We start from the raw sequence: 21395 nt of genomic DNA, 5'->3' as shown, positions 1-21395 counted from the left end.
ATGCGGCGAACGAAGGAACAGCGCCGGCGAACAGCCGGAAGCGCCCGCCTGCTGGCGATGCTTCCCCTGCTCGTGTTGGCGCTCGTGCTCGGTGCCTGCTCGAAAAGTTCCGTGCTCAGTACGAACGCGGACGACGGACCGGGAACGAATACGGTGCCGTGGGATTATCGGATTCAGGAAGGAACGGTCGGCGATCTGGTCGGCAGCGACATGACGGTTCTGCCGGATAACGAACTGCTGCCGAACGACGGGAATTATGCCACGGGCCAGAAGATCTGGACGCTGCAAAATATGAGCGCCACGCTGACGACCGACGATAACGGGCGCAACGACGTGCAGCTCTCGAGTTGGACGACGCTCAAGTCTTATCCGGACGAGAACGCCGCGAAGACCGATCTGGAGAATCTCAAAGTCTCCGTGACGACGGATGTCGACGTGGTCGGCGTCTACAAGACGGAATATCAAGGGAAAACGCGTAACTTCGCGGTCGTCGAACTGCCTTCGGGCAACCGGATCAAACAGCCGGTGGACGACGCGCGTTACGGCAAACTGAAAGACGCCAAGACGACCTCCGTAGTACTGGAAGAAGTGCATGATTTCGAGGATTACGATCTGGCATATGCGAAATTTCGGGGGTGGGCCAAATGATGGCGGAATTGGGATTCGATTGGACAACGTTATTCAACATCGTGATAAGCTTGGTCGCGATCATCGTGCTGCAAATCGTGGGCATGCTGATATTCTTCATCAAGACGCCGTTCAACGACATGGAAGAGTTGAGAAAAGGCAACGTGGCCGTCGGCCTCGCGCTCGGCGGCAAATTTATCGCGACCGGCATCATTCTGGGCATCTCCGCTTACACGAACACGTCGATCTGGTTCATGGCGATCTGGTTCTTGATCGGGCAGGTCTGCCTGGTCATCGTGTATCTGGTATTCGAGCTCGTGACGCCGAAGTTCAAGATCGCGGAGCAGTTGGAAAAAGGCAATGTGGCCGTGGGCCTGCTGCTGTGCGCGGTCTTTATCGGCACGGCGATCTCCATCAGCAGCCTGATCATCTAAAAGCGTGAAAAAGCCGCGTTCGCCGTAACCAGCGAACGCGGCTCTTGCCTTCTTTTCGGGAGAATCGCACGGAACAGGGACGGAGCCGCGGATCTTGCGCGGCTGAGGCTGCCGGGCGCGAACGGTGCCGCAAAAGCTTTTAGACGCCGCCGCCGCGAATTACCCGTACGTCGGCCGGCGGGATGTCTTCGCCTTCGTAGAGCATAAAGCGTCCGTCCATCCACTCGATACGAAGCAGCTTCATGTCGTCGGACTGGTACTGCCAGACCGATTGGTCGCCGCCCTGCATGAACGGCGTTTTGCCTACGGTTACGATATGGCCGTTGTACTGCTCTTCGAGATGGTAGACCGTGTCGTCGAGCTCCATGACGGTCGGCACTTCTTGAAGCGAATCGAGCCGGCCGTCGATCGGGCGGTAGAGCGAGTACTTGTTTTCTTCGCGTTCTTCGATGACCAGATACGAGAGGTTCGCGCCGTCGCGCAGCGTCAAGACGACGGTAGAACGGCGGGCGTTCTTGGTGCGGCCGGTTACCTCGTAGGTGACGAGCGAGACTTCGCAGATGTCGCCCGGGCCGATGTCGAGAATGCCGCGTTCTTGCAGCGGAGCTTCCGGCTTGGCGAAGATGTTGCGGATGCGTTTGAACATGGACATAAGGATCTGACCTCCAAATGGGAATGATTCCGAAGCGGCTCGGTTCTTGCCGTATCGGCGGGTTGCGCATCGTTTCGCGCGATGACGCAGTAGTAAGATGTACGCGATCGCGGTCCGCCGCGTTGCGAAATCGTCCGCACGGATCGGTCCGGGCGCGTTGGTCGGGAAAGGTCGGTCTCGGCTTGCAGTCGTTCTCACGGATCTATCGTAGACGATTATTCGGCCAAATCCAAGCGAGAAACGGAGGGAGCGAAGCTTTGCACTTTTTTATCCGCTTGTCGACCAGATTGATGCACCTGCGAAAAACGACGATAGGCCTGATCATTTTGGCTTTCGTGCTGCTCAGCGCGACGACCGCGTACCTGATCGAGCCTTCGACTTTCGCGAACTGGTTCAATGCTTTTTATTGGGTACTGACCACGATGGCGACGGTCGGTTACGGCGATTATTTCGCGACGTCGCCCGCGGGCAAAGCGTTTACGATTTTTCTGTACATATTCGGAATCGGGCTGCTCAGCTTGGTGATCGGCAAAGTGATCGATTCGATCGCCGAAGTGCAGCGCAGGAGAGGAGCGGGAATGTTGACGTTTGAAGGAGAAGGCCATGTCGTGATCGTGAATTGGGGGCAGAAAGCGCGCACGGCGATCGAAGAGATTCTGGAAAATGCGCCGAAGACGCCGATCGTGCTGATCGACGAGACGAACCGGCATCCGCTGGAACATCTGGAACAGGTTCATTTTGTCAGCGGCGATCCGGCATCGGATTCGATTCTCCGAAAAGCGAGCATCTCGACCTGTCGCGCCGCGATCGTCTTCGCGGACGAACGGATTCAAGAATCGGCGCTCGTCGACGGCAAATCGCTGCTCGTCGTCTCCAGCATCGAGCGCCTCGCGCCGCAGGTTCATACGACCGTCGAGATCACGATGGAGAACCACGTCCAGAATTTCCGTCACGCGCAGGTGAACGAATTCATCTTGTCGCACGACGCGATCTCGCGCCTCGCGGTTCGGGCGGCGCTGCACGAAGGCAGTTCGGACGTGATCAGCCAACTGCTCAACCGGACGAACGGGAGCGACGTCTACGAAGTGGCCGTCGACCGTTCGTGGAAGACTTACGGCGAAGCGTTCCAAGCGCTGCTGACGCAAGGAGCGACGTTGATCGCCGATCGGGAAGATCTCGGCATCAACCGCAAGCTGGACATGCCGATTCCGGCAGAAGCCCGGCTGTACGTGGTCGCGGATGCGGAGACGCAGCGGCGGATCGCTGCGGGCCGAACCGCGAAATAACGGGCCGCGCCGGCCGAAGCTTGAACAAGCGGCCGTTTTGCGGCTATACTGGGTACGAATCCATACGGAAAGGGGAAAAGGACGTTGGAAATGTCGACTGTTCGCGCAAGCCGATAAGCTTACAACGGGAGAAGTCTGTCCTTTTTTAAGCGTATCGAGCGAGGCACAGTCGCAGCCGGCGCCTTTTCCGTTTTCATTCGGCAGAGGGCGAGTCGTATCGTCCTCTTTTTGTTTTGCGCTTCAGGAATATCGGAAAAGCCCGGCGGGCCGTGCCTCGAATCATAAGGGCCGAGCGCCCGTCTGGGAGAGATGAACGATGAGAGAAAATAACGAGCAGCCCAAGCAAACGCAAGACTCGATCATGCCGGACCGTTCGCGGCCGGAACCGGCCAACGTATTCGAGCATTGGTCCAGAGGATATAGGCTGCAAGATCAGGTGCGCAATCCCAATATTCAAGTCGGAGCATACACGTATTATTCCGGTTATTATCACGCCCGGCATTTCGAAGACTTCTGCGTTCGCTATCTGTCGCCGGAAGACGACGCGAGAGACAAGCTGATCATCGGGCGATTCTGCTCGATCGGTTCGGGCGCGTCGTTCATCATGTGCGGCAATCAAGGTCATCGAAGCGATTGGGTGACGACGTATCCGTTCTTCTATACGCCGGATCTGAGCGAAGGCGCGGCGGACGGATTCCTGCCCAAAGGCGATACGGTCGTAGGCAGCGACGTCTGGATCGGCAGCGAAGCGATGATCATGCCCGGCGTATCGATCGGTCACGGCGCGGTCATCGCGTCGCGCGCCGTCGTGACGAGAAACGTCGAGCCGTACGCGATCGTCGGCGGCAATCCGGCCAAGCCGATCCGCCGGCGGTTCGCCGACGAAGAGATCGCGCTGCTGCTCGAAACGCGCTGGTGGGAGCTGGAGATCGAAGACGTCAAGACGCTGATTCCTCTGCTGTCGAGCGGCAGGGTGCGGGAGTTGGCGGAGGCAGTATCGCGGCTGCGGGGATGATTTTGTCTGCCGACTAACGAGCAAAGCCCGGTCTTCCGCGTAATGCGAAAGACCGGGCTTTGCGTTTCGATAGGCAGATGCAGGCGCGGCAGGCGTGTTCGTCCTTATTCGCCGAAACCTTCGACGACCAGCTTGCCGATCATGCGGCCGCTCTCGAGCTTGCGATGCGCTTCGCGCATGTTCGCCGCGTTGAACGGGGAGAGCCGCTCGGCCAGCGTCGTCGACACTTTGCCGCTTTCGACAAGATCGGCGATCGCGTTCAGCAGCTCGTGTTGGGCGATCATGTCCGGCGTCTCGAACATGGCGCGGGTGAACATGAACTCCCAGACGAACGTGCCGCTTTTGTCTTTGAGCTTCGTCAGTTCGACGGGTTCTTCCGTCTCGACGATCGAACAGATCGCACCCTGCGGAGCGAGCGCGTTCGCCATATTGTCCCAGTGTTTGTCCGTGCTGTTCAAGCACAGGATATAATCCGGCGCGTTCAGGCCGAGATTTTCGATCTGCGAAGCGAAATCGTCGTAATGATCGACGATATGATGCGCGCCGCGCGCCAACGCCCAGTCGGCGGATTCCCGGCGCGAAGCGGTGCCGATGACGGTCAGGCCGGCCAGATCGGCGAGTTGGGTCGCGATCGAGCCGACGCCGCCGGCGGCGCCGATGATCAGGATGGTCTTGCCGGCGTTCTCTGCCGGCTCCGTCGCGATTCGGAGGCGATCATGCAGCGCCTCCCAAGCGGTGATCGCGGTCAGCGGCAGGGCGGCGGCTTCCGCCCAATCGAGCTTCTTCGGCTTGCGGCCGACGATGCGTTCGTCGACGAGCTGGAATTCGGCATTGCTGCCGGAACGCTTGATGCTGCCGGCGTAATAGACTTCGTCGCCCGGCTCGAACAGCGTGACGCCGTCGCCGACGGCTTCGACGACGCCGGCGGCATCCCAGCCGATGACGCGCGGCTGAGCTTCCGTGCGCGCTTTGGGCGCGCGGATCTTCACGTCGACGGGGTTGACGGAGACGGCTTTGACGCGGACCAGCAGGTCGCGTCCCTGCGGCGAAGGCGTCGGCAGTTCGACGTCGATCAAGCTGTCTTCGCGTTCGATCGGCAGGTATTCGGTAAGAGCTACGGCTTTCATGGTTTGCGGATGAGTCATGTTGCATTCCTCCCGTTTCAAGGTATACTCGGATTGTAGAAGAATAGTGTTCTTTTTGTAAGTACGCACATTCGTGTGTTATAGAAACACTAGTGATAGATAGTCACATGAATGTGATATAGATACGTTTTGGCATGTATGATATATAAATCGGTGCATACGGTATGCAAATCGGCGTGCGCGGCATACAAAAACCCGAGACGTACGCTTGAAGTTCAAGCGGTCTCGGGTTGCGGAAAGCTTAAATCGCGTAGAGATCAGGTCGTTTGCGGAAGAGACGCCGCCCAGACTTCGATCTCGATCTTGATGTCCGGCAGGCCCAATTCGTTGAGATAGCCGACCGTCATCGCCGGATATTCGCCGCCGACGAGTTTGTCCCATTCGGCGTACAAGAAGTCCCAATCGATCGGCTGCGTCGCCCAGATATTGACTTTGACGATATCGGAGCCGCTCAAGCTTTCGGCTTGCAGCACGCTTCGGATATTGGCGAACGCGTTGGAGACCTGCTCGTTGAACGCGGAGGGCAGATTGCCGCCGGCGTCCGTGCCGATCTGACCCGAAGTGACGAACAAGTCGGCGTCTTTCGGGATGCGGGTGATGTGCGTGTAACGCCCTACGGGAGCGGGCGCGGAAGCAGGGTTGCGGCGCGTGATTTTTTCGGTCATGTGGATTCCTCTCATTCTGCGGCGCAAAGGCCGGGATTTTCTGCTGAATGCCGCCAAAAGGCCGTGAAGGCAGACTTCGCCGATTCACGGCCGTTTTAGAAGAAAACGGCCGTGGAGTATCCGTATCCGGACGCAAGAAAATCGAGCATTCTTTTCTTCATGAGGCGGATCTCCTTTCCCGAGAATGATCGGTGTGCTGCTTCCAGTATACCGGATATAAACGAACGAAATCAAAAAAGAACCGAGGAGGAATAACGATGAGAGACCGCAAAAGCGGATACGGAGAATGCCCGGAAGGCGAAGGCTGCCCGGTCGAGTTTACGTTGGACGTGATCGGAGGCAAATGGAAAGGCATGCTGCTCTACCATATGATCGAAGGGCCGAAACGGTTCAACGAATTCCGCCGCATCTGTCCGACGATCACGCAGCGGATGCTGACGCTTCAGCTGCGCGAATTGGAGAAAGACGGCATCGTGCACCGCGAGGTCTATCAGCAGGTGCCGCCCAAAGTCGAATATTCGCTGACCGAGTTCGGCCGCACGCTGGAGCCGATCGTCCAGAGCATGAGAGCTTGGGGCGAGAAGTACGGCGGCCGCCAAGCGGGCACGTGCGAAGCTGCCGGATCGAACGGAACCATGGAAAAGGGCCAAGCGGTGGAGGCAGAAGCGGCCGAAGCGGCAAAATAAATCGGGGAATCCGGTAGGCCGGAAAGCTGGCGGATCGCGAATTCGCGTCCGGCCAGTGTCCGTTTACGGGAAGTCGGAAGCCGAGAGGGCGGATTGCCGAAGAGTCGAGCAGGCAGCGGCCGGGGAATCGAAGCTTTCGGGCGGGCTGTTCGGTTTCCGGCCGTTGTCGACGCGGAAATCGAGGGCGAAGCGAAATATGCTGCGAAAATCCATCATTTCGGTCGAAAAAGGGGCATCGAAGGTTACTTTGTTGCAGAAATCCATCATTTTGCGGACCAGGATTGGATTCGCGGGAGAAAATCGGGAAAATGATGGATATTCGCAACAATTCGGTGCTCAATCCGCGAAATCTTGAATAATGCTGGATTTTTGCAACATTTCGATCGGCGATAGGGGTCGGTCGCGCGAGAATCGATTAATCAAAGCCGAAGAATAAGAACGAGAGAATGAAAGTCGGCGTAAGGAAGCCGGTAAACCAAATCGACAACGGCTCGGGAATTTGACGCCGCGCCGCAAAAATCGAAAGAGCCGCGAACGCCGAAAAGCCGCTTGCATCAAGCGGCTTTTCGGCGTTTATTCCGTTTTCGGCGGACGGTCTTCGTCCGGCGGAAACCAGACCGTCCGCAGGTCGATCCAACCCTGCGCGCCGAAGCGAAGGCCGCGCACGCGCGGCAGATAAGTGGTTTGCAGCGGCGTCTCGTACAGGACGTGAAGCTGATGCTCCGCGATCAGCCGGGCTTCGAGACCGTCGAGTTCGCGCGCGCGGCCGCGAGGCGTCTCTTCGTCCGCGGCCCGGCGCAGCGCGCGCCGGACGAACAACCTCGTCTTCGAGTCGGAATGCTCCGACATCGTCAGATAAAGGTCGAACAGCCTCAACTGCTCGTCGCGATCGCGGATCAGCGAGAAGAGCATCAGATCGTTCGCCAGCCGCGTCCGACCTTTGAAATCGCCCACCGTGACGATGCGAACCCGGCACGAATAGCCGCGCCGCTCCAGCCGCTCTTTGATCAGAGCGGCGTCTTTGCGGTACTGCGGAATCGTGAGCAGGCTGAGCGGCGGCATTTCTGCTTCGCCGCCCGCCGCGCTCCGCCCCGCCAGAGCGGCCATCACGGCCGCGCGCAGCGCCGGGTCGCGCATCGGACCGCTCTTCGTGTTGCAGGTCACGAATTTGCGGGAGAACACTTCCGCATGCGCGCGGCTCCAGATTTCGCCGCCCGCTTCTCCCGCGAGTCCGGCGCCTTCCGTCCGCGCTTCCGCCGAGCGCCCCGCGCTTCCCGTCCGCGCCTCTCCCTTAGGCTTCGCGCCTTCCGCCCGCGTCTCCGCCGAGCGCCCCGCGTCTTCCGTCGGAACTCCCGCCGCGAGTCCCGCGCCACCCGACAGCGCTTCTGCCTCGCGTCTGTCTCCTTCCGTCGGCGCTTCCGCTTCAACCTCCGCTAGCGCTCCATTCAACAACCGCCCGCCGCTTTCTCCCGCGAGCGGCTCCGCGCTTCCCGGCGGCGAATCGCCGCTTCCGTCGTCCGCCGCGCGCCGGTCCGGCCCGCCGCCGGGCCATACGTGGAACGGCGAATCGCTGTCGCCGCCGCTCCATTCGCCGCCCTGCATCCGCCACGGGATATTGACGATCTCCACGCGGTCCATATGGGCGCGGCCCAGATAATACGGGCTGAACGCTTCCAGCACGCATAGGTCGCGTCCGAATTCGGCGACGCGGAACGGTCCGGTGCCGACCGGATGCAGCCCGAATTCCGGCTCGCCGCGCCGCAGCGTTTCCTTCGGCACGATGCTCGCCCGGCTCGTGCACAGGAACGGCAGGAACAAGGCATGCGCGCGTCTCAGCCGGATCTTGACGGCCAAAGGCCCGTCCGCCGTCGCCTCCTCGATATTCCGCGCCATGAATCCGTAGAGGACGCGTTCGGGCAGTTTGCGCATCCGTTCGAACGCGTAGACGACGTCTTCGGACGTCAAGACGCGCCCGTCGTGGAACGAGACGTCTTTGCGCAGATAGAACGTCCACAGCCGGCCTTCGCCTACCGATTCCCAATGATGAGCGAGCGCGGGCAGGATATCGTCCGAGCCGTCTTCCTGCCGGACCAGTCCGTCGAACACATGCCCGACGACGAACGACTCGGCGAGCAGATTCGTGCGCAGCGGGTCCAGCGAATGAAGCTGCTGGCGGATCGGCAGCCTGAGCGTGTCGATCTGCCTGCCGGTCGACGTCTCCGAATGGTGCCCGAAATAAGCGCGCAGCGATTCCCGCAGCCGCTCCCGCATCTCCGGCGGCGGCGCGCCGCCTTCCAGCTCCCCGGCTATGCCCCGAATATCGCCGCGACCGATCGCGTCCGCGACCGATTCCGCCGCGATCTCTTCCGGCGTGACCCGGAAAGAAAGTCCCGAACGCTTGCCTCTTCCCCGACGGGAATCCCAGCGAATCCATTCCGCTTCCGCCATCTTCCCGATGACCGTCAAAGCGCTGCGATGCGTGCAGTCCAGCGTATCCGCGACTTCGGCGAGCGTGACCTGCGTCTCGCCCTCCGCGCCGTAACGCTCGTGCAGCCGCAGGAATTGCTTATGCAGTCTCATTATCGATCCTCCTTATAAAATACGAAAAAACCGAAACCAACCTTTCTATTTATCTTCTTATTTTATCATCTACAATGGAAAAAGAATACAATACGGACTTCGGGAGGATTCAAACATGAACGTATCGGCGAAAGAAAAAGACAGGAGCCGCTGGCTGCCGCTTGCGGCGGCGTTGGCTCTGGGCGGACTTCATCAACTGCTGTTTTACGGGGCGGTTCCGGGTATATCGGTACCGTTGTTTCTGCTGCTCTTATACGCCTATTTCTACACGTTCGGCCGCGAATCGATGCGACCGGCCGATCCGGCGGGACTGATGCTGACGGGAGCGGCGCTGCTGTTGGCGCTGACGTACGCGGTGTTCGACAACCCGGTCTTTTTCACGTTGAATCTGCTGGCTTTGCCCGCGCTCGTCGCTTTGCAATTCGCGTATCTCTGGAGCGACCGCAAGCGAAGCTGGCATGATCCCATGCTGATTCCCGACGCGATCGGTCACGTGCTGAGCCAGACCGTGCGGCATGTGCCGGCGATCTGGGCGCCTTTTCGCCGGAGCGGGAAATCCCCCGAATCTTCAAGCGGCAGCTCCGCGGCCAAACAGGTGTTATACGGCCTTCTGATCGCGGTGCCGGTATTGACGGTCGTCTTGATGCTGCTGTTTTCGGCGGACGGCGTACTGCGCGAGATGGCGGGACGGATTCCCGATTGGTTCGGCGAATGGTCGCTCGGAAGCGCGCCGTCTCGTCTGGTATGGGCTGTCGTCGTCGGGTTGTTTTGCCTCACGTACCTGCTCGGCTTCCTCGATCCGCGCCGTACGCCGCCCGTGCAAGGACCGGCGACGGCCGCGACGTTCGACCCGCTGTCCAAGATTCCGCCGCTGGTCACGATTACGCTCATGATCGCGCTCGATCTGGTGTACGTGCTGTTCGTCGCGCTGCAATTCTCGTATTTGTTCGGCGCTTGGCAGGGGATTCTGCCGGAATCGGCGACGTACGCGGAATATACGCACAGCGGATTCGGCGAACTGATCGGCGTGACGCTGATCAACTTCGCGCTGCTGCTGATCGGGCTGTATTCGACGGAACGCGGCGAACATGCGGTGCGGCGAACGCTCGACGCGCTGCTGTATCTGCTGGTATTCTGTTCGGCGGCCATGCTCGGTTCGGCATTTTCCCGGCTGCTGCTCTACGAAGAGGCTTACGGATATACGCGGATGCGTTTTCTGGTCCATGCGTTCATGATCTTCCTGTTCCTGCTGTCGGTTCTGTTCGCGCTCTGCATCCGGTTCCGCCGTCTGCCGCTCGGGCGCTGGATGGTCGTGCTCGGCGTCTGCGCTTATCTGGCTCTCAATTACGCCTGCATGGACCGCGTCATCGCCGTTCTGAATCTGGAACGCGACGAAACGGCTGCGGTGTCCGCGGATCTGGACTACCTGCTCAGTCTGTCGTCGGACGCGGCTCCCGTGCTGATCGAATACGCGCAAAGCGAAGGCGGGCAGCTCGACCGGATGCTGCGGGAAAAAGCGGAACAAGACGAAGGCTCCTCTGCTTGGCAGTCGTGGAATTTCTCGGATTGGCGCGCGGACCGTCTGCTGAAAAGATACGTCGAATAGAGAGGCAGACCTTCGAACGTTTTGCGAACTTCTTTTCCGATCGATCCGAATTTGCCGAAAAACCGCGAAATCTCCGGAACTCTTTTCGCCACATGTGGGTAAAAAAGAAAGAACGGCCGGATTAGGCTAGGGCGTGACTTCAAACCTCGATGGGAGCAGATTTTGCCGAATTTTCGTGTTGAACAAGGAACTTTTCTGAAGGCGTGCCGGGGCACGTCGAAGGAAAGTGACGCGGAGCAGCGCGAAAAGGCGGTAAAAGATGCACATTGGCAGGTTTGAAGACATGCCCTAAGGCGATAAGGAGGGGTTACGTGGAGTTTTATCGTGCAGATCGGGAAGAGGCGCTCAAAGAGTTAAAGTCGACGCCCGAAGGATTGGAGACGGACGAGGCCGGCAGGCGGTTGGAAGAACACGGGTATAACGAACTCAAAGAAAAAGGCAAAGAGCCGGTATGGAAGCTGATCCTCGAATCGTTCAAAGATCCGATGGTCATCGTGCTGCTGGCGGCGGCCGTCGTGCAGCTCGCGCTGGGAGAGATCGTCGAATCGATCATCATCTTCGCGGTGCTGGTCATGAACTCGGTGATCGGCGTCGTCCAGACCAAGAAAGCCGAGAACTCGCTGGACGCGCTCAAACAGATGTCCGCGCCGTCGGCCAAAGTCAAACGCGGCAGGCAGGTGCAGACGATCCCGGCGAGAGAAGTCGTGCCCGGCGATATCGTGCTGCTCGAAGCCGGCGATTACGTGCCGGCCGACGGGCGCTTGATCGAGAGCAGCTCGCTGAAGACGGACGAAGGCATGCTGACGGGCGAGTCCGAACCCGCGGAGAAACATGCGGACACGATCGGCGAAGAAGTCGGCATCGGCGACCGGCGCAACATGGCGTTCAGCGGCGCGTTGGTCGTGTACGGCCGCGCGACGATGGTCGTGACCGGAACGGGAGCGGATTCGGAGATCGGCAAGATCGCCGGGCTGCTCGAGAGCGCCGAAGCGAAGCAGACGCCGCTTCAGCGCAAGCTGGAGAGCTTCAGCAAGAAGCTGGGCGTCTTCATCCTGATCCTCTGCATCGTCATCTTCGCCGTCGAAGCGGGGCGCGAATGGTTCTCCGGAGATACGGACGACATGACGGGCGCGATCTTGAACTCGTTCATGTTCGCGGTCGCCGTGGCGGTAGCCGCGATTCCGGAGGCGCTGTCTTCGATCGTGACGATCGTGCTGGCGGTCGGCACGAACAAGATGGCGAAACGCCATGCCATCATCCGTCGTCTGCCGGCCGTCGAGACGTTAGGTTCGACCAGCGTCATCTGCACCGATAAGACGGGCACGCTGACGCAAAACAAGATGACCGTCGTCGACGATTACGTGCCGGAAGGACGCGACGGGCAGATTCCGGACGATCCCGATCAATGGACGGAATCCGAACAGTGGCTGATGCGGATCGCCGTGCTCTGCAACGATTCGCGCATCAACGAAGACGGACAGGAAATCGGCGATCCGACGGAAACGGCGCTGCTCGCTTACAGTTCGAAGAAGAACCGCAATCATGAAGAAGTACGCGGCGCTTACGAACGCGAAGCCGAGATTCCGTTCGATTCCGACCGCAAACTGATGTCGACCGTGCATACGATCGACGGACGCCGCCTGCTGCTCGTCAAAGGCGGACCGGACGTGCTGCTCGACCGCTGCACGGGGATTCGGGTCGACGATCGCGAAGAGAAATTTACCGACGAATGGCTGCGCAAGATTCAGAAGCGGAACGAAGAATTCTCGGACCGCGCGCTGCGCGTGCTTGCGTTCGGCTACAAAGAAATCCCGTCCGGCGTATCGGTGGACGAAGACGACGAGAACGAATTGGTCTTCGTCGGACTGACGGCGATGATCGATCCGCCGCGCGACGCGGTCTACGGCGCGATCGAAGAAGCGATCAGCGCGGGCATCCGTCCGGTCATGATTACGGGCGACCATAAGACGACGGCGCAGGCGATCGGCCGCGATATCGGCTTGATGGCCGAAGGCGACGAAGCGCTGACCGGCCGCGAACTGGACGCGCTCTCCGACGCGGAACTCGACAACCGTCTGGAGCATATCGCGGTGTACGCGCGCGTGTCGCCGGAGAACAAGATCCGCATCGTGCGCGCTTGGCAGAAGAAAGGCCGGATCACGGCCATGACCGGCGACGGCGTCAACGACGCGCCCGCGCTCAAGCAGGCGGATATCGGCGTGGCGATGGGCAGCGGCACGGACGTGGCGAAGAACTCCGCCGCGATGGTGCTGACGGACGACAACTTCGTCTCGATCGTCAGCGCCGTCGAAGTCGGCCGCACGGTGTTCGACAATATCAAGAAGTCGATCGCGTATCTGTTCTCGGGCAATCTCGGCGCGATCATCGCGATCTTGTTCGCGCTGGTGTTCGACTGGATCAATCCGTTTACGGCGCTCCAACTGCTGTTCATCAACCTGCTGAACGATTCGCTTCCGGCGATCGCGCTCGGGATGGAAAAAGCCGAACCGGACGTCATGAAACGCAAACCGCGCAATATCGACGAAGGCATCTTCGCCGGAGGAACGCTTCAGACGGTTATTCTGCGCGGCGTGCTGATCGGCGCGGCGGTCATCGTCTCGCAGTATATCGGATTGCAGGAATCGCCGGAGATGAGCGTGGCGATGGCGTTCACGACGCTGATCTTGGCCCGTACTTTGCAGACGTTCGCGGCCCGCTCGCAGGTGCAGACGGCGTTCGGCGCCGGATTTTTCGATAACAAATACGTGCTCGGCGCGGTTCTGTTCTGCTTCGCGCTCTATGCGGTAACGCTGATTCCGGGCGTGCGCGGCATCTTCTCGATCCCGCAGGAATTCGGCGTCGATCAATGGCTGATCGCGGCCGGACTCGCTCTGGTAGCGGTCGTGCTGATGGAGATCGTCAAAGTGATTCGGGTGCGTTTGTCGCGAAAATGATCCGGCAGCGAGAGAAACGGCAAGGAAGATCTCCCACGGGATCTTCCTTTTCGGCGCGCGCTTCGCTCGGAAGAAAAGTTGCTTCGCGGACGAGGAGCCGTTATATTGAGTGTTGTGAGAATCATTATCAACGAGAATCAGCAACCTTGCCTTTAATGTTGACAAGGTATTAGCGGAGGGGATGGAAAGAGATGAAAAAGAGAAGTTTGAAAAATTTGACGATCGCGACGATCGGAGGGCTGGCTTTGATCGTCGGCGCTTGTTCGAACGAGGCCGCGACGGATACGTCGAAGACCGATCAGTTCGAAACGCAGAATGCCGAAGGAACAGACGCCCAAGCGGAGACGGCTCCGGCGGGAGATCGCGTGCTGAAAGACGCGATGGGACACGAAGTGAAAATTCCGGCACAGCCGAAAGCGATCATCGCTTCTTATCTCGAAGACAATCTGGTGGCGCTCGGCGTGAAGCCGGCCGCGCAGTGGATGACCGGCAAAGGTTCGATGCAGAACTATTTGCAGGATTCGCTCGAAGGCATCCCCGGCATCCCGTCCGAACTGCCGCTCGAAGTCGTAGCCAGCTATTCGCCCGACCTGATCCTGATGGACAGCGCGGAGCTGGCGGCGGGCGACAAATATCAGCAGTATTCGGCGATCGCTCCGACTTACGTGGTCGGCAGCGCGCAGAATAACGATTGGCGGCAGGAACTGCTGACGGTCGGGGAAGTGCTGGGCAAGAAAGAGGAAGCCCAAAAAGTATTGGACGACTACGAAGCCAAAGCCGAAGCCGCCAAAGCGCAGGTCGCGGAAGCGACCGGCGGAGCCAAAAAAGCCGCCGCGCTGTGGCTGCTGAAAGACAACGTCTATGTCGTCAATCAGAATCTGTCCAGCGGCGACGTGATCTATAACGATCTGGGCATGGCCGTTCCGGACATCGTGAAACAGGCTTCGGAAGCGAGCGAAGCGAACTGGAGCAGCTTGTCGCTGGAACTGCTGGCCGATCTGGATGCCGATTACCTGTTCCTCGTGAACGCCAGCGGCAAAACGAAAGAACAGATCTTGGCCGATCCGGTATGGAAAAACATTCCGGCCGTCAAAGAAGGCCATGTCTACGAGTTCGGCGACGACAGAAGCTGGCTGTATACCGGCGCCGTGGCAAACGGCATGATGATCGACGACGTGCTCGAGAGCGTCGCGAAGACTCCGTGATCTCGGCGGTTTCGGCGAAACTTCGGGCGGCCGAAGGTTAACCGATCCGTCCGATCGCGCGGATCACGCGGAAGGCGGTTCGGCTGCGATTTTTCCGCCGACGATCCGGTCCAAGACGTCCTGCACCGTCACGCCGTCGAAGTAATCGAGGTAGCGGCGTTCCGCTTCGGAGAAATAGTGATCCATCGCGCCGGAGATTCCCGAAGAGATCTCGCATTCGCTCTCGGAACGGCCCGTGCTTTTCTTCGGACGCAGGCCGCCGCAGCAGGAGGCCAGATAGACGTCGGACAGACGGATGCTGCCCGGTTCGGCTTCCAAGAAATAACCGCCGCCGTTTCCTTCGCGCGTGCCGATCCAGCCTTGCGTCCGCAGGCAGCCCATCGTTTTGCGGACGCGCGCGGGGTTGGTGTCTACGTTCTGCGCCAGCTCTTCGCTGTTGGCTGTTTGTCCCGGCTTATGAGCCAAGTAAACCAGCAGATGCACGGCCGTAGGAAATTCGCTGTTCATGGTTTATTCCTCCCGAACTTGACTTAATATAACTATAAGTTCTGAAGGCTCGGCATAGGAACGTCATTCCTCACCTTTCTTGACCTTTTGAACTGTATGTTTTATAATTACAGTTGTACATCAAGTATAATTCTTTTAGTCGAATCCGGCAAACAACAAACTTCTGAACGGGGAAGAGAGAGGTGTATCGAGATGAGTAAATGGACGACGGGAGACTGGGTTCAAGCGTATACCGACGACGGCGCTCTGGTACACGGTTATCTGATCGCGGCAAGCGCGCCGATTCAGACGGCTCTGCTGCAGGTGACCCATAGCGACAACAAGGAGTTAATGGGCAAGGAGATTGCGGTGTCGGATCGAGCGATGAAGAAGTTGTCGGAGAATCCGCGCAAGAGCGAGCAGGAGCTTCGCAGCCTGATCGATCTGTCCTTGCAGATTCGCGACGAGGAATGGTTCGCGGAATTGACGAACGAACTGCGCAGCGGTCCCAAACGCGGCCGCCGCAAAGAAGACGGACCCGGATTCAGACCGGTGAACCGCCTCGGCTCCTCGGATATTCGGTGAGGCGGCAGGGCGGCACGTTAACGACAAGGATTCGGCTTGAACACTATAGAGCAGCTCGGCATACATGAAGCGGGAGTCGTATGAGGCGAACCCGCTTTTTTGTTGCGTTCGGCGAACCTGAAAACGAAGAAGCGCCTTGGAGAACGGAGGAACGGAAGATGACGAAGATCCGACGCATAACGACCGGTTTGTTGGCGGCGGTCCTGCTGCTGGGAGGCGGAGGCTCGTCCGTCGAAGACGTATACGCCCGGTCCAAGCCCGTCGTGCTCGGTTATTACACGGGCGACTCGCAAGGATCGTTGGAGCGATATCGTCCCTACATGACGATGCTGTCGACCGATACGCTCAACGCGGACGAAAACGGAGACCTGATCGGCTTCGTGCCGGAGAAAACAGTGCGGGAAGCCGACAAATTCGGCATGGAAACTTACGCGCTCGTATCCAATTACGGGGAGAACGGATGGGACGGCGAGATCGCGCATCGGGTGTTGACGAATGCCCGCGCGAAGATCAATCTGATCCGTCAGATGAGAGAAACGGTACGAACGAGCGGTTATGACGGCATCAATATCGATTTCGAAGAAGTGCGGCCGCAAGATCGCGAAGCGCTGAACCGTTTCGTGCGCGATGCCGCCGCGGAGATGCGCCGATTCGGCAAAAAAACGATGGTCTCCGTTCCCGCCAAGACCGAAGACGACCCGGAGAACGGATGGTCGGGCGCTTTCGATTACGCGGAGCTGGGCCGTCATGCCGACCTGCTGCAAGTCATGACGTACGACGAGCACGGAATCTGGGGCGAACCGGGATCTTCGGCCGGACTCGCTTGGATGGACGCTTCGCTGAAATTCGCGGTCTCGCAGGTGCCGTCGTCGAAACTGCTGGCCGGTCTTCCGGCTTACGGCAATGACTGGAACCTGTCCGATCCCGACGATCGAAGCGGCGGAATGCTGAAGTGGACCGACGCGCGTGCGCTTGCGAAGAAGTTCAAGACGCCGGGCGTGCGCGATCCGAAGTCGTTGTCGATGGTTCTGCGCTATACCGCGCCGGGAGGCGACAAACACGAAGTTTGGTACGAAGACGCCTACGGCATCAAGACGAAAACCCGGTTGGTCGGCACTTATAAACTGGCCGGCATCTCCGTATACGCGATGGGCATGGAAGACGATTCGTTCTGGAAAGCGCTGCGCTCGGGCTTGAGCGGACCTGCTTACGGCCCTTCCGATCGCGCTCGATAAAATACGAAATTTTCCTTCCCGATATCTTCTCTTTATCTTCTTATTTTATCTTCTAAAATGGAAAGTAACGAAGATAAATCCAAGCAGATAAAACCAAAGGGAGGAAACATCGTGCAAAACCAATCAAGCGAAGATTTGATCCGGATTCGCGTGCTGCCGGAAGAAGCGACGGAAGTCGCGGAATGGGCGGGGCTGATGCTCAGCGAGCTGGTCGGAGAAGAAGTGTCGGAGGACGGCGCGCCGGTTCGGCTGCGCGATCCGGAACGCGCGGCGGAGCTGCTCGAACTGCTCGTGCTGTGCGCGGAAGAAGGCGCCGACGCGACGGCGGCGCTCCCGCCCGCGCTGCTGCTGAGCGAAGCCGCAAGCGAAGAGCGGCCCGAGAGCGGGGCGGAGCGTCCCCGGCAGCCGCAGGCGATCGTGGTCACGGACAGCGGCTTCGCGGCGGAGTGGAACCCGTATTACGGCCACGAGACGCCGAGCGAGAAAGATCGCGAGGAGCCGGCCGCTTACGCGAGCGAAGCGGAACGCGCGGAAGTGCTGATGGCCGTGCGTTTCGGCGCGTCGGCTTTGATCGACTTGGCCCGCAGCCACGGCCTGGAAGTGCCGGAGCGCCCTTCGCGGCCGCGTCGGCCGGCGCTACGGTCTTCCGGGGTCTGAAGCATCGCGCTCCCCGGTACATAAAGAAGCAGCCTCCCTTGTTCGCCGCGCGGGCGAAGGGAGGCTGCTTTTTATTCGGCGAATCGAAAATCAAGCGGCGTGACGGTCGATCAGCGCGTCGATCTTCGACAGCTTCAGTTCGTTCTGACGAAGCGCGCGCAGTCCGAGCAGGCCCAAGACGACAACCTGCGCCACGCTGATAACTCCGGTCAGAATCGCGCTCAGCCCCATCGGCCAAGACAGGTATCCGCTGCCGCCGAACAAAGCTCCGATTCCTCCGAACACGCCCAGAATGCTGCTGCCCAGCGGCACGATCATCGCGATCAACGCGAACGCGATCGTGACGATCACCGCTTTCAGCGCGCTTTTTTTTAACCACTCGTTCGATTCGAACAGAAGCACGTAACCGGCTGCGAGCACTAGCGCGGTCGTATTGATCATCGCCAGAAAATAAATGCCTGCTGCCAATAGACTGACCGAGATCCCGATTCTTGTTTTTTCCAACTGTATTCCCCCTTATTCCGTAATCGCAACGCCGCTTTGACCTTCTGCGTCCCCTCATGATGATAAGTGACTGCATTCGGATCCGCGTACGACTTTTTCATGCGAAAAAGATCGACCCTCCGTCTGCGAAGACGAAAGGCCGATCCGGTACGGTTTCTCTATTTAGGATGAAGCGCAGGTTTTGTCGAAGCGTTAAGCGGCGGCTTTGGCGCGGTTGTTCGGCGTGCCGTCCGTTCCTTCTTCGCGGTTCTTGCGGCCCCAGACATGAGCTCTGAGGTAAGGAATCACCCAACGGTCCAGACCGATTTTGCCGGCGTTCAGAGCGGCGACCACGATGAAGATCTCGGCGAGGATCAGGTAAGGGTTGGTGCTGACCGTGCCCGAGAAGAGGAAGGCGAAGTTCATGACCATGCCCATGAGAGCGGCGAAGGTGGTGAACGTACCGAGGATCAGGCCCAAGCCGACGGCGAATTCGCCGATCGGAACCAGAACGTTGAAGAGTCCGACGTTAGGGATCGCGAAGTGTTCCAAGAAGTTGGCCCAGAGCGGTTGCACCGCCGGGTGATCGCCTCCGGCTTGAGCCAGCGCGCCTTGCAGGAAGCCCGAAGCGTCGAATCCTCCGGTCAACTTGCCCCAACCGCCGGTGATCCATTTGTAACCGATATAGACGCGCAGGACGGTCAGGAGCCACATTGCCACTTTGTTCGTTCTCAGCCAGTTGTTCATTCTTTCCACTCTCCTATGGGTTTTATTTAGTCGCTTGTTGAAGCGGCTGTTTCGTTTGGTTGATGATCATCTCTTCCATGTCCTTATCTTAAATTAAATCTAAAATTTAAAATGTGATAAATATCACAAACTATAGATTAAATTTAAAGTTTTTTTGCGAGCGGCGATGAACGCGAAAAAACCGCTGCGCGATCCGCGAAAGGACGGCGCGCAGCGGTTCCGGTTCGTTTATTCCGGCCTGAGCGAACGAAGAATCATATCGATGAAGCGGCGGGCGATGCGTTCGGTCGCCTCTGAGGATTCCGGTCTTTTGCCGCCGGGCAGACTCAGCGTTTGCAGCAGGCCCATCATGGCGGTGAAGACGAACTCCCCGGTCTCGCGAAGATTCAGATCCGGCTGAAGCGAACCGTCGCGCGTTCCCGCTTGCAGCGCCCCGATCAGGAAATGCTGTTCTTTTTTGCTCCGAATATGAGCGTCGTAACGTTCCGTCAGCGCAGGTTCCGGCGGGTAAGCGTCGTAATGGAGATCGAACAGCAGAATGAATCTCATATCGCCTTGGTGCGAAGCGGCATAGACGCTCCAAGCTTCCAGCATGCGGCGAAGGCGCGCGGCTCCGCTCCGCAAGACCGGCTCCGGCACGGTTCCTTCCTCCGGCAAGCGTCCTTCGCGCGGCGTCCCTTCGTCCTCGTTCGGCGAATCCGCCGCAGAAATCCATTCCTCCATCTGCTCCAGCGCCCGCATCTGCACTTCGAAAGCGAGTTCGTCGATCGACTGGAAATGTTTGTAGAACGTGACGCGGCTGATGCCGGCCCGTTCGCAGACGTCTTTGATCGCGACGCGGGGGAAATCTTGTTCCGTGAACAAGGCGCGGGCCGCTTCGATCAATTCTTCGCGGTTCTGCGCTTTGCGCTGCCGATGCCAAGTGCCGTTCTCGTGCGCGTCTAATGAAGCGTTCTCCGCCGCCGCTTCGGCCGGTTCTCTTTTGCGATCACTCATGCGCGGCCTCCTTGTCGAACAGGACGACCCGCCCGAAGCGTCCGATCGTCAGACCGAGCGCGGCCGCCAGAATGACGGCGCCGAGCAGGTAAGGCAGATTCAATTGAACGTCGAACAGCCAACCGGCCAGCAGCGGTCCGATGATGCTGCCGAGGCTGGTGTACGTCGTGTTCAGCCCGGCGGCGTATCCTTGCCGGTCTCCGGCCGCGTTGGCGATCAGGGTGCCGACGGTCGGGCGAAGGAACGAGTTGAACGCGAAGAACAGCGCCGACACCAAGAGCAGATAGATCAGGTTGAACTTGATCAGCATCAGCAGCAGCGCGATCGCGGTGACGATCAGCGAGAGGCGGATCAGCTTCATTTCGCCGAAACGGCGCACCATCCGATCCAACAGCCAGATCTGACAGATCACGCCGATGATCGCGCCCAGCGTGATGACGATCGAGATCTGCCCGGCGTCGAAGCCGTATTTCTGTTCGACGAACAGCGAATAGACCGTCTCGTAGTTGACCAGTCCGAACGTCATGACCAGCGCCAGCAGCAGATAATGAAAATACGGCGTGCGGAACGAGTCGGCGATCTGCCGGCCGACGGACGTTCGTTGTCCGCGTCGCTCGGCGGCCGCGGCGCGCCGCTCCGGCGTCAGCGTCTCTCGCAGCAGCAGCGACATGACCGTCGCGAGCAGACCCAGACCCGCCGCCCAATAATAAGGCGCGCGGATGCCGAACCCGGCGATCATGCCGCCCAAGCCGGGGCCGAGCACCATGCCGAGGTTCATGGCCGCGCCCAGATAGCCCATGCCTTTGGCGCGGGTGGCGGGCGTCGTGCTGTCGGCGACGTAAGCCATGACGGAAGGAACCATGAGGCCCAATCCGATGCCGCCGATGAAGCGCGCGGCGTAGAGCAGCGGCAGATTATGGCCGATCGCGAACAGATAGTCCGAGATCACCGTAAAGAACAGGCCGGCGATGATCAGCTTTTTGCGCCCGAACCGGTCGGAGAGCTGTCCGCCGATCGGCGAGAACAAGAACTGCGCCGCGCCGAACGCGGCGACCATATAACCCGCGGCCGTGCCGGCGGCGTCGAACTGCTTCAGATAATCGGGCAGGATCGGGATGACCATGCCCTGTCCGAGCAGCGCGATAAACAAATTCAGCATCAGAACGAACATCGGCAGGCCGATTTTGGAGGAATTCGGGGAAGAATCCGCAGAAGAGGAAGACATGAATCAAGCTCCTTTTTATATGGTTTACACGGTGTAACCTTTTCGTTCGATAAGCATACCTCATTTTTCCGGCAAAGTAAATGTCACCAAAACCGCGTTTTTCAGGCGGAAATATGACAAAAAGGG

Annotated in this window: 20 protein-coding genes; 11 read left to right on the top strand and 9 right to left on the bottom strand. The window is 59.2% G+C overall.

From position 1 onward, the window contains the following. Positions 1-648, top strand: a complete 648-nt coding sequence (locus tag CDO73_RS05035; RefSeq protein WP_088487410.1) for a hypothetical protein — start codon at positions 1-3, stop codon at positions 646-648. Then, on the top strand, positions 645-1061 hold the full coding sequence (locus CDO73_RS05030) for a DUF350 domain-containing protein (protein WP_373446966.1): 417 nt from the start codon (positions 645-647) through the stop codon (positions 1059-1061). Before CDO73_RS05035 ends, CDO73_RS05030 begins: the two co-directional genes overlap by 4 nt. 139 nt (positions 1062-1200) lie before the next feature. On the opposite strand, the gene CDO73_RS05025 is transcribed toward CDO73_RS05030, so the two are convergent. After that, the gene (locus CDO73_RS05025; protein ID WP_088487409.1) at positions 1201-1713 is read right to left on the bottom strand and encodes a DUF4178 domain-containing protein; all 513 of its coding nucleotides are present in this window, start codon (positions 1711-1713) and stop codon (positions 1201-1203) included. A gap of 257 nt (positions 1714-1970) precedes the next feature. On the opposite strand from CDO73_RS05025, the gene CDO73_RS05020 reads away from it, so the two are divergent. Together CDO73_RS05020 and CDO73_RS05015 are read left to right on the top strand one after the other, a co-directional pair. Then, positions 1971-2999, top strand: a complete 1029-nt coding sequence (locus CDO73_RS05020) for a potassium channel family protein (RefSeq protein ID WP_088487408.1) — start codon at positions 1971-1973, stop codon at positions 2997-2999. A 361-nt stretch (positions 3000-3360) separates the two neighbouring features. Further along, entirely contained in the window at positions 3361-4014 is a 654-nt protein-coding gene (locus CDO73_RS05015) for a CatB-related O-acetyltransferase (RefSeq protein WP_088487675.1), read from the top strand. 104 nt (positions 4015-4118) lie between these two features. On the opposite strand, the gene CDO73_RS05010 is transcribed toward CDO73_RS05015, so the two are convergent. Both CDO73_RS05010 and CDO73_RS05005 read right to left on the bottom strand, forming a co-directional pair. Next, the gene (locus tag CDO73_RS05010; protein WP_088487407.1) at positions 4119-5159 is read right to left on the bottom strand and encodes a zinc-binding alcohol dehydrogenase family protein; all 1041 of its coding nucleotides are present in this window, start codon (positions 5157-5159) and stop codon (positions 4119-4121) included. 257 nt (positions 5160-5416) lie between these two features. Beyond that, positions 5417-5824, bottom strand: coding sequence for a RidA family protein (locus CDO73_RS05005; protein WP_088487406.1), 408 nt, complete (start codon positions 5822-5824; stop codon positions 5417-5419). Between the two features lie 257 nt (positions 5825-6081). Between CDO73_RS05005 and CDO73_RS05000 the strand changes: the two genes are divergently transcribed. Then, entirely contained in the window at positions 6082-6510 is a 429-nt protein-coding gene (locus tag CDO73_RS05000) for a winged helix-turn-helix transcriptional regulator (RefSeq protein WP_088487405.1), read from the top strand. Between the two features lie 573 nt (positions 6511-7083). Here CDO73_RS05000 and CDO73_RS04990 read toward each other — a convergent pair. Next, a complete protein-coding gene (locus tag CDO73_RS04990) occupies positions 7084-9090 on the bottom strand; it encodes an ABC transporter substrate-binding protein (RefSeq protein ID WP_088487403.1) in 2007 nt (668 codons plus the stop codon). A gap of 115 nt (positions 9091-9205) precedes the next feature. Between CDO73_RS04990 and CDO73_RS04985 the strand changes: the two genes are divergently transcribed. The 3 genes from CDO73_RS04985 to CDO73_RS04975 all read left to right on the top strand — a co-directional run bounded on the left by CDO73_RS04985 (position 9206) and on the right by CDO73_RS04975 (position 14855). Further along, positions 9206-10696 (top strand): DUF4153 domain-containing protein, encoded by a 1491-nt coding sequence (locus tag CDO73_RS04985; protein WP_088487402.1) that lies wholly within the window; start codon positions 9206-9208, stop codon positions 10694-10696. A gap of 311 nt (positions 10697-11007) precedes the next feature. After that, entirely contained in the window at positions 11008-13650 is a 2643-nt protein-coding gene (locus CDO73_RS04980; protein WP_088487401.1) for a cation-translocating P-type ATPase, read from the top strand. 191 nt (positions 13651-13841) lie between these two features. Then, complete coding sequence (locus CDO73_RS04975) at positions 13842-14855, top strand: ABC transporter substrate-binding protein (RefSeq protein WP_088487400.1); 1014 nt, start codon at positions 13842-13844, stop codon at positions 14853-14855. A gap of 63 nt (positions 14856-14918) precedes the next feature. On the opposite strand, the gene CDO73_RS04970 is transcribed toward CDO73_RS04975, so the two are convergent. Next, positions 14919-15362 (bottom strand): Rrf2 family transcriptional regulator, encoded by a 444-nt coding sequence (locus CDO73_RS04970; RefSeq protein ID WP_088487399.1) that lies wholly within the window; start codon positions 15360-15362, stop codon positions 14919-14921. Between the two features lie 192 nt (positions 15363-15554). Here CDO73_RS04970 and CDO73_RS04965 point away from each other — a divergent pair, with 192 nt between their 5' ends. From CDO73_RS04965 to CDO73_RS04955, 3 genes are all read left to right on the top strand, one after another. Further along, positions 15555-15926, top strand: a complete 372-nt coding sequence (locus CDO73_RS04965; RefSeq protein ID WP_179218583.1) for an IDEAL domain-containing protein — start codon at positions 15555-15557, stop codon at positions 15924-15926. A gap of 158 nt (positions 15927-16084) precedes the next feature. Further along, positions 16085-17161: a glycosyl hydrolase family 18 protein gene (locus CDO73_RS04960; RefSeq protein WP_256972568.1), complete on the top strand. Its 1077-nt coding sequence runs from the start codon at positions 16085-16087 to the stop codon at positions 17159-17161. 111 nt (positions 17162-17272) lie between these two features. Next, positions 17273-17818 (top strand): hypothetical protein, encoded by a 546-nt coding sequence (locus tag CDO73_RS04955; protein WP_088487396.1) that lies wholly within the window; start codon positions 17273-17275, stop codon positions 17816-17818. A gap of 90 nt (positions 17819-17908) precedes the next feature. Here CDO73_RS04955 and CDO73_RS04950 read toward each other — a convergent pair whose 3' ends face one another. The 4 genes from CDO73_RS04950 to CDO73_RS04935 form a co-directional block, all read right to left on the bottom strand. After that, the gene (locus tag CDO73_RS04950; protein ID WP_088487395.1) at positions 17909-18322 is read right to left on the bottom strand and encodes a hypothetical protein; all 414 of its coding nucleotides are present in this window, start codon (positions 18320-18322) and stop codon (positions 17909-17911) included. A 192-nt stretch (positions 18323-18514) separates the two neighbouring features. Beyond that, on the bottom strand, positions 18515-19048 hold the full coding sequence (locus CDO73_RS04945) for a DoxX family protein (protein ID WP_088487394.1): 534 nt from the start codon (positions 19046-19048) through the stop codon (positions 18515-18517). Positions 19049-19276: 228 nt separating this feature from the next. After that, a complete protein-coding gene (locus CDO73_RS04940) occupies positions 19277-20044 on the bottom strand; it encodes a TetR/AcrR family transcriptional regulator (protein WP_088487393.1) in 768 nt (255 codons plus the stop codon). Continuing rightward, positions 20037-21269 carry an MFS transporter gene (locus CDO73_RS04935; RefSeq protein WP_088487392.1) on the bottom strand — a complete coding sequence of 411 codons (1233 nt, stop codon included), beginning with the start codon at positions 21267-21269 and terminating at the stop codon, positions 20037-20039. The genes CDO73_RS04940 and CDO73_RS04935 overlap by 8 nt, the downstream gene beginning before the upstream one ends. Positions 21270-21395 lie beyond the last annotated feature (126 nt).

The sequence above is a fragment of the Saccharibacillus sp. O23 genome, from assembly GCF_002205895.1.
In the GTDB taxonomy this organism is placed as follows: Bacteria; Bacillota; Bacilli; order Paenibacillales; family Paenibacillaceae; genus Saccharibacillus.
The sequence above is the reverse complement of the archived record's forward strand: the minus strand, read 5'-3'. Positions and strand labels throughout refer to the sequence as shown.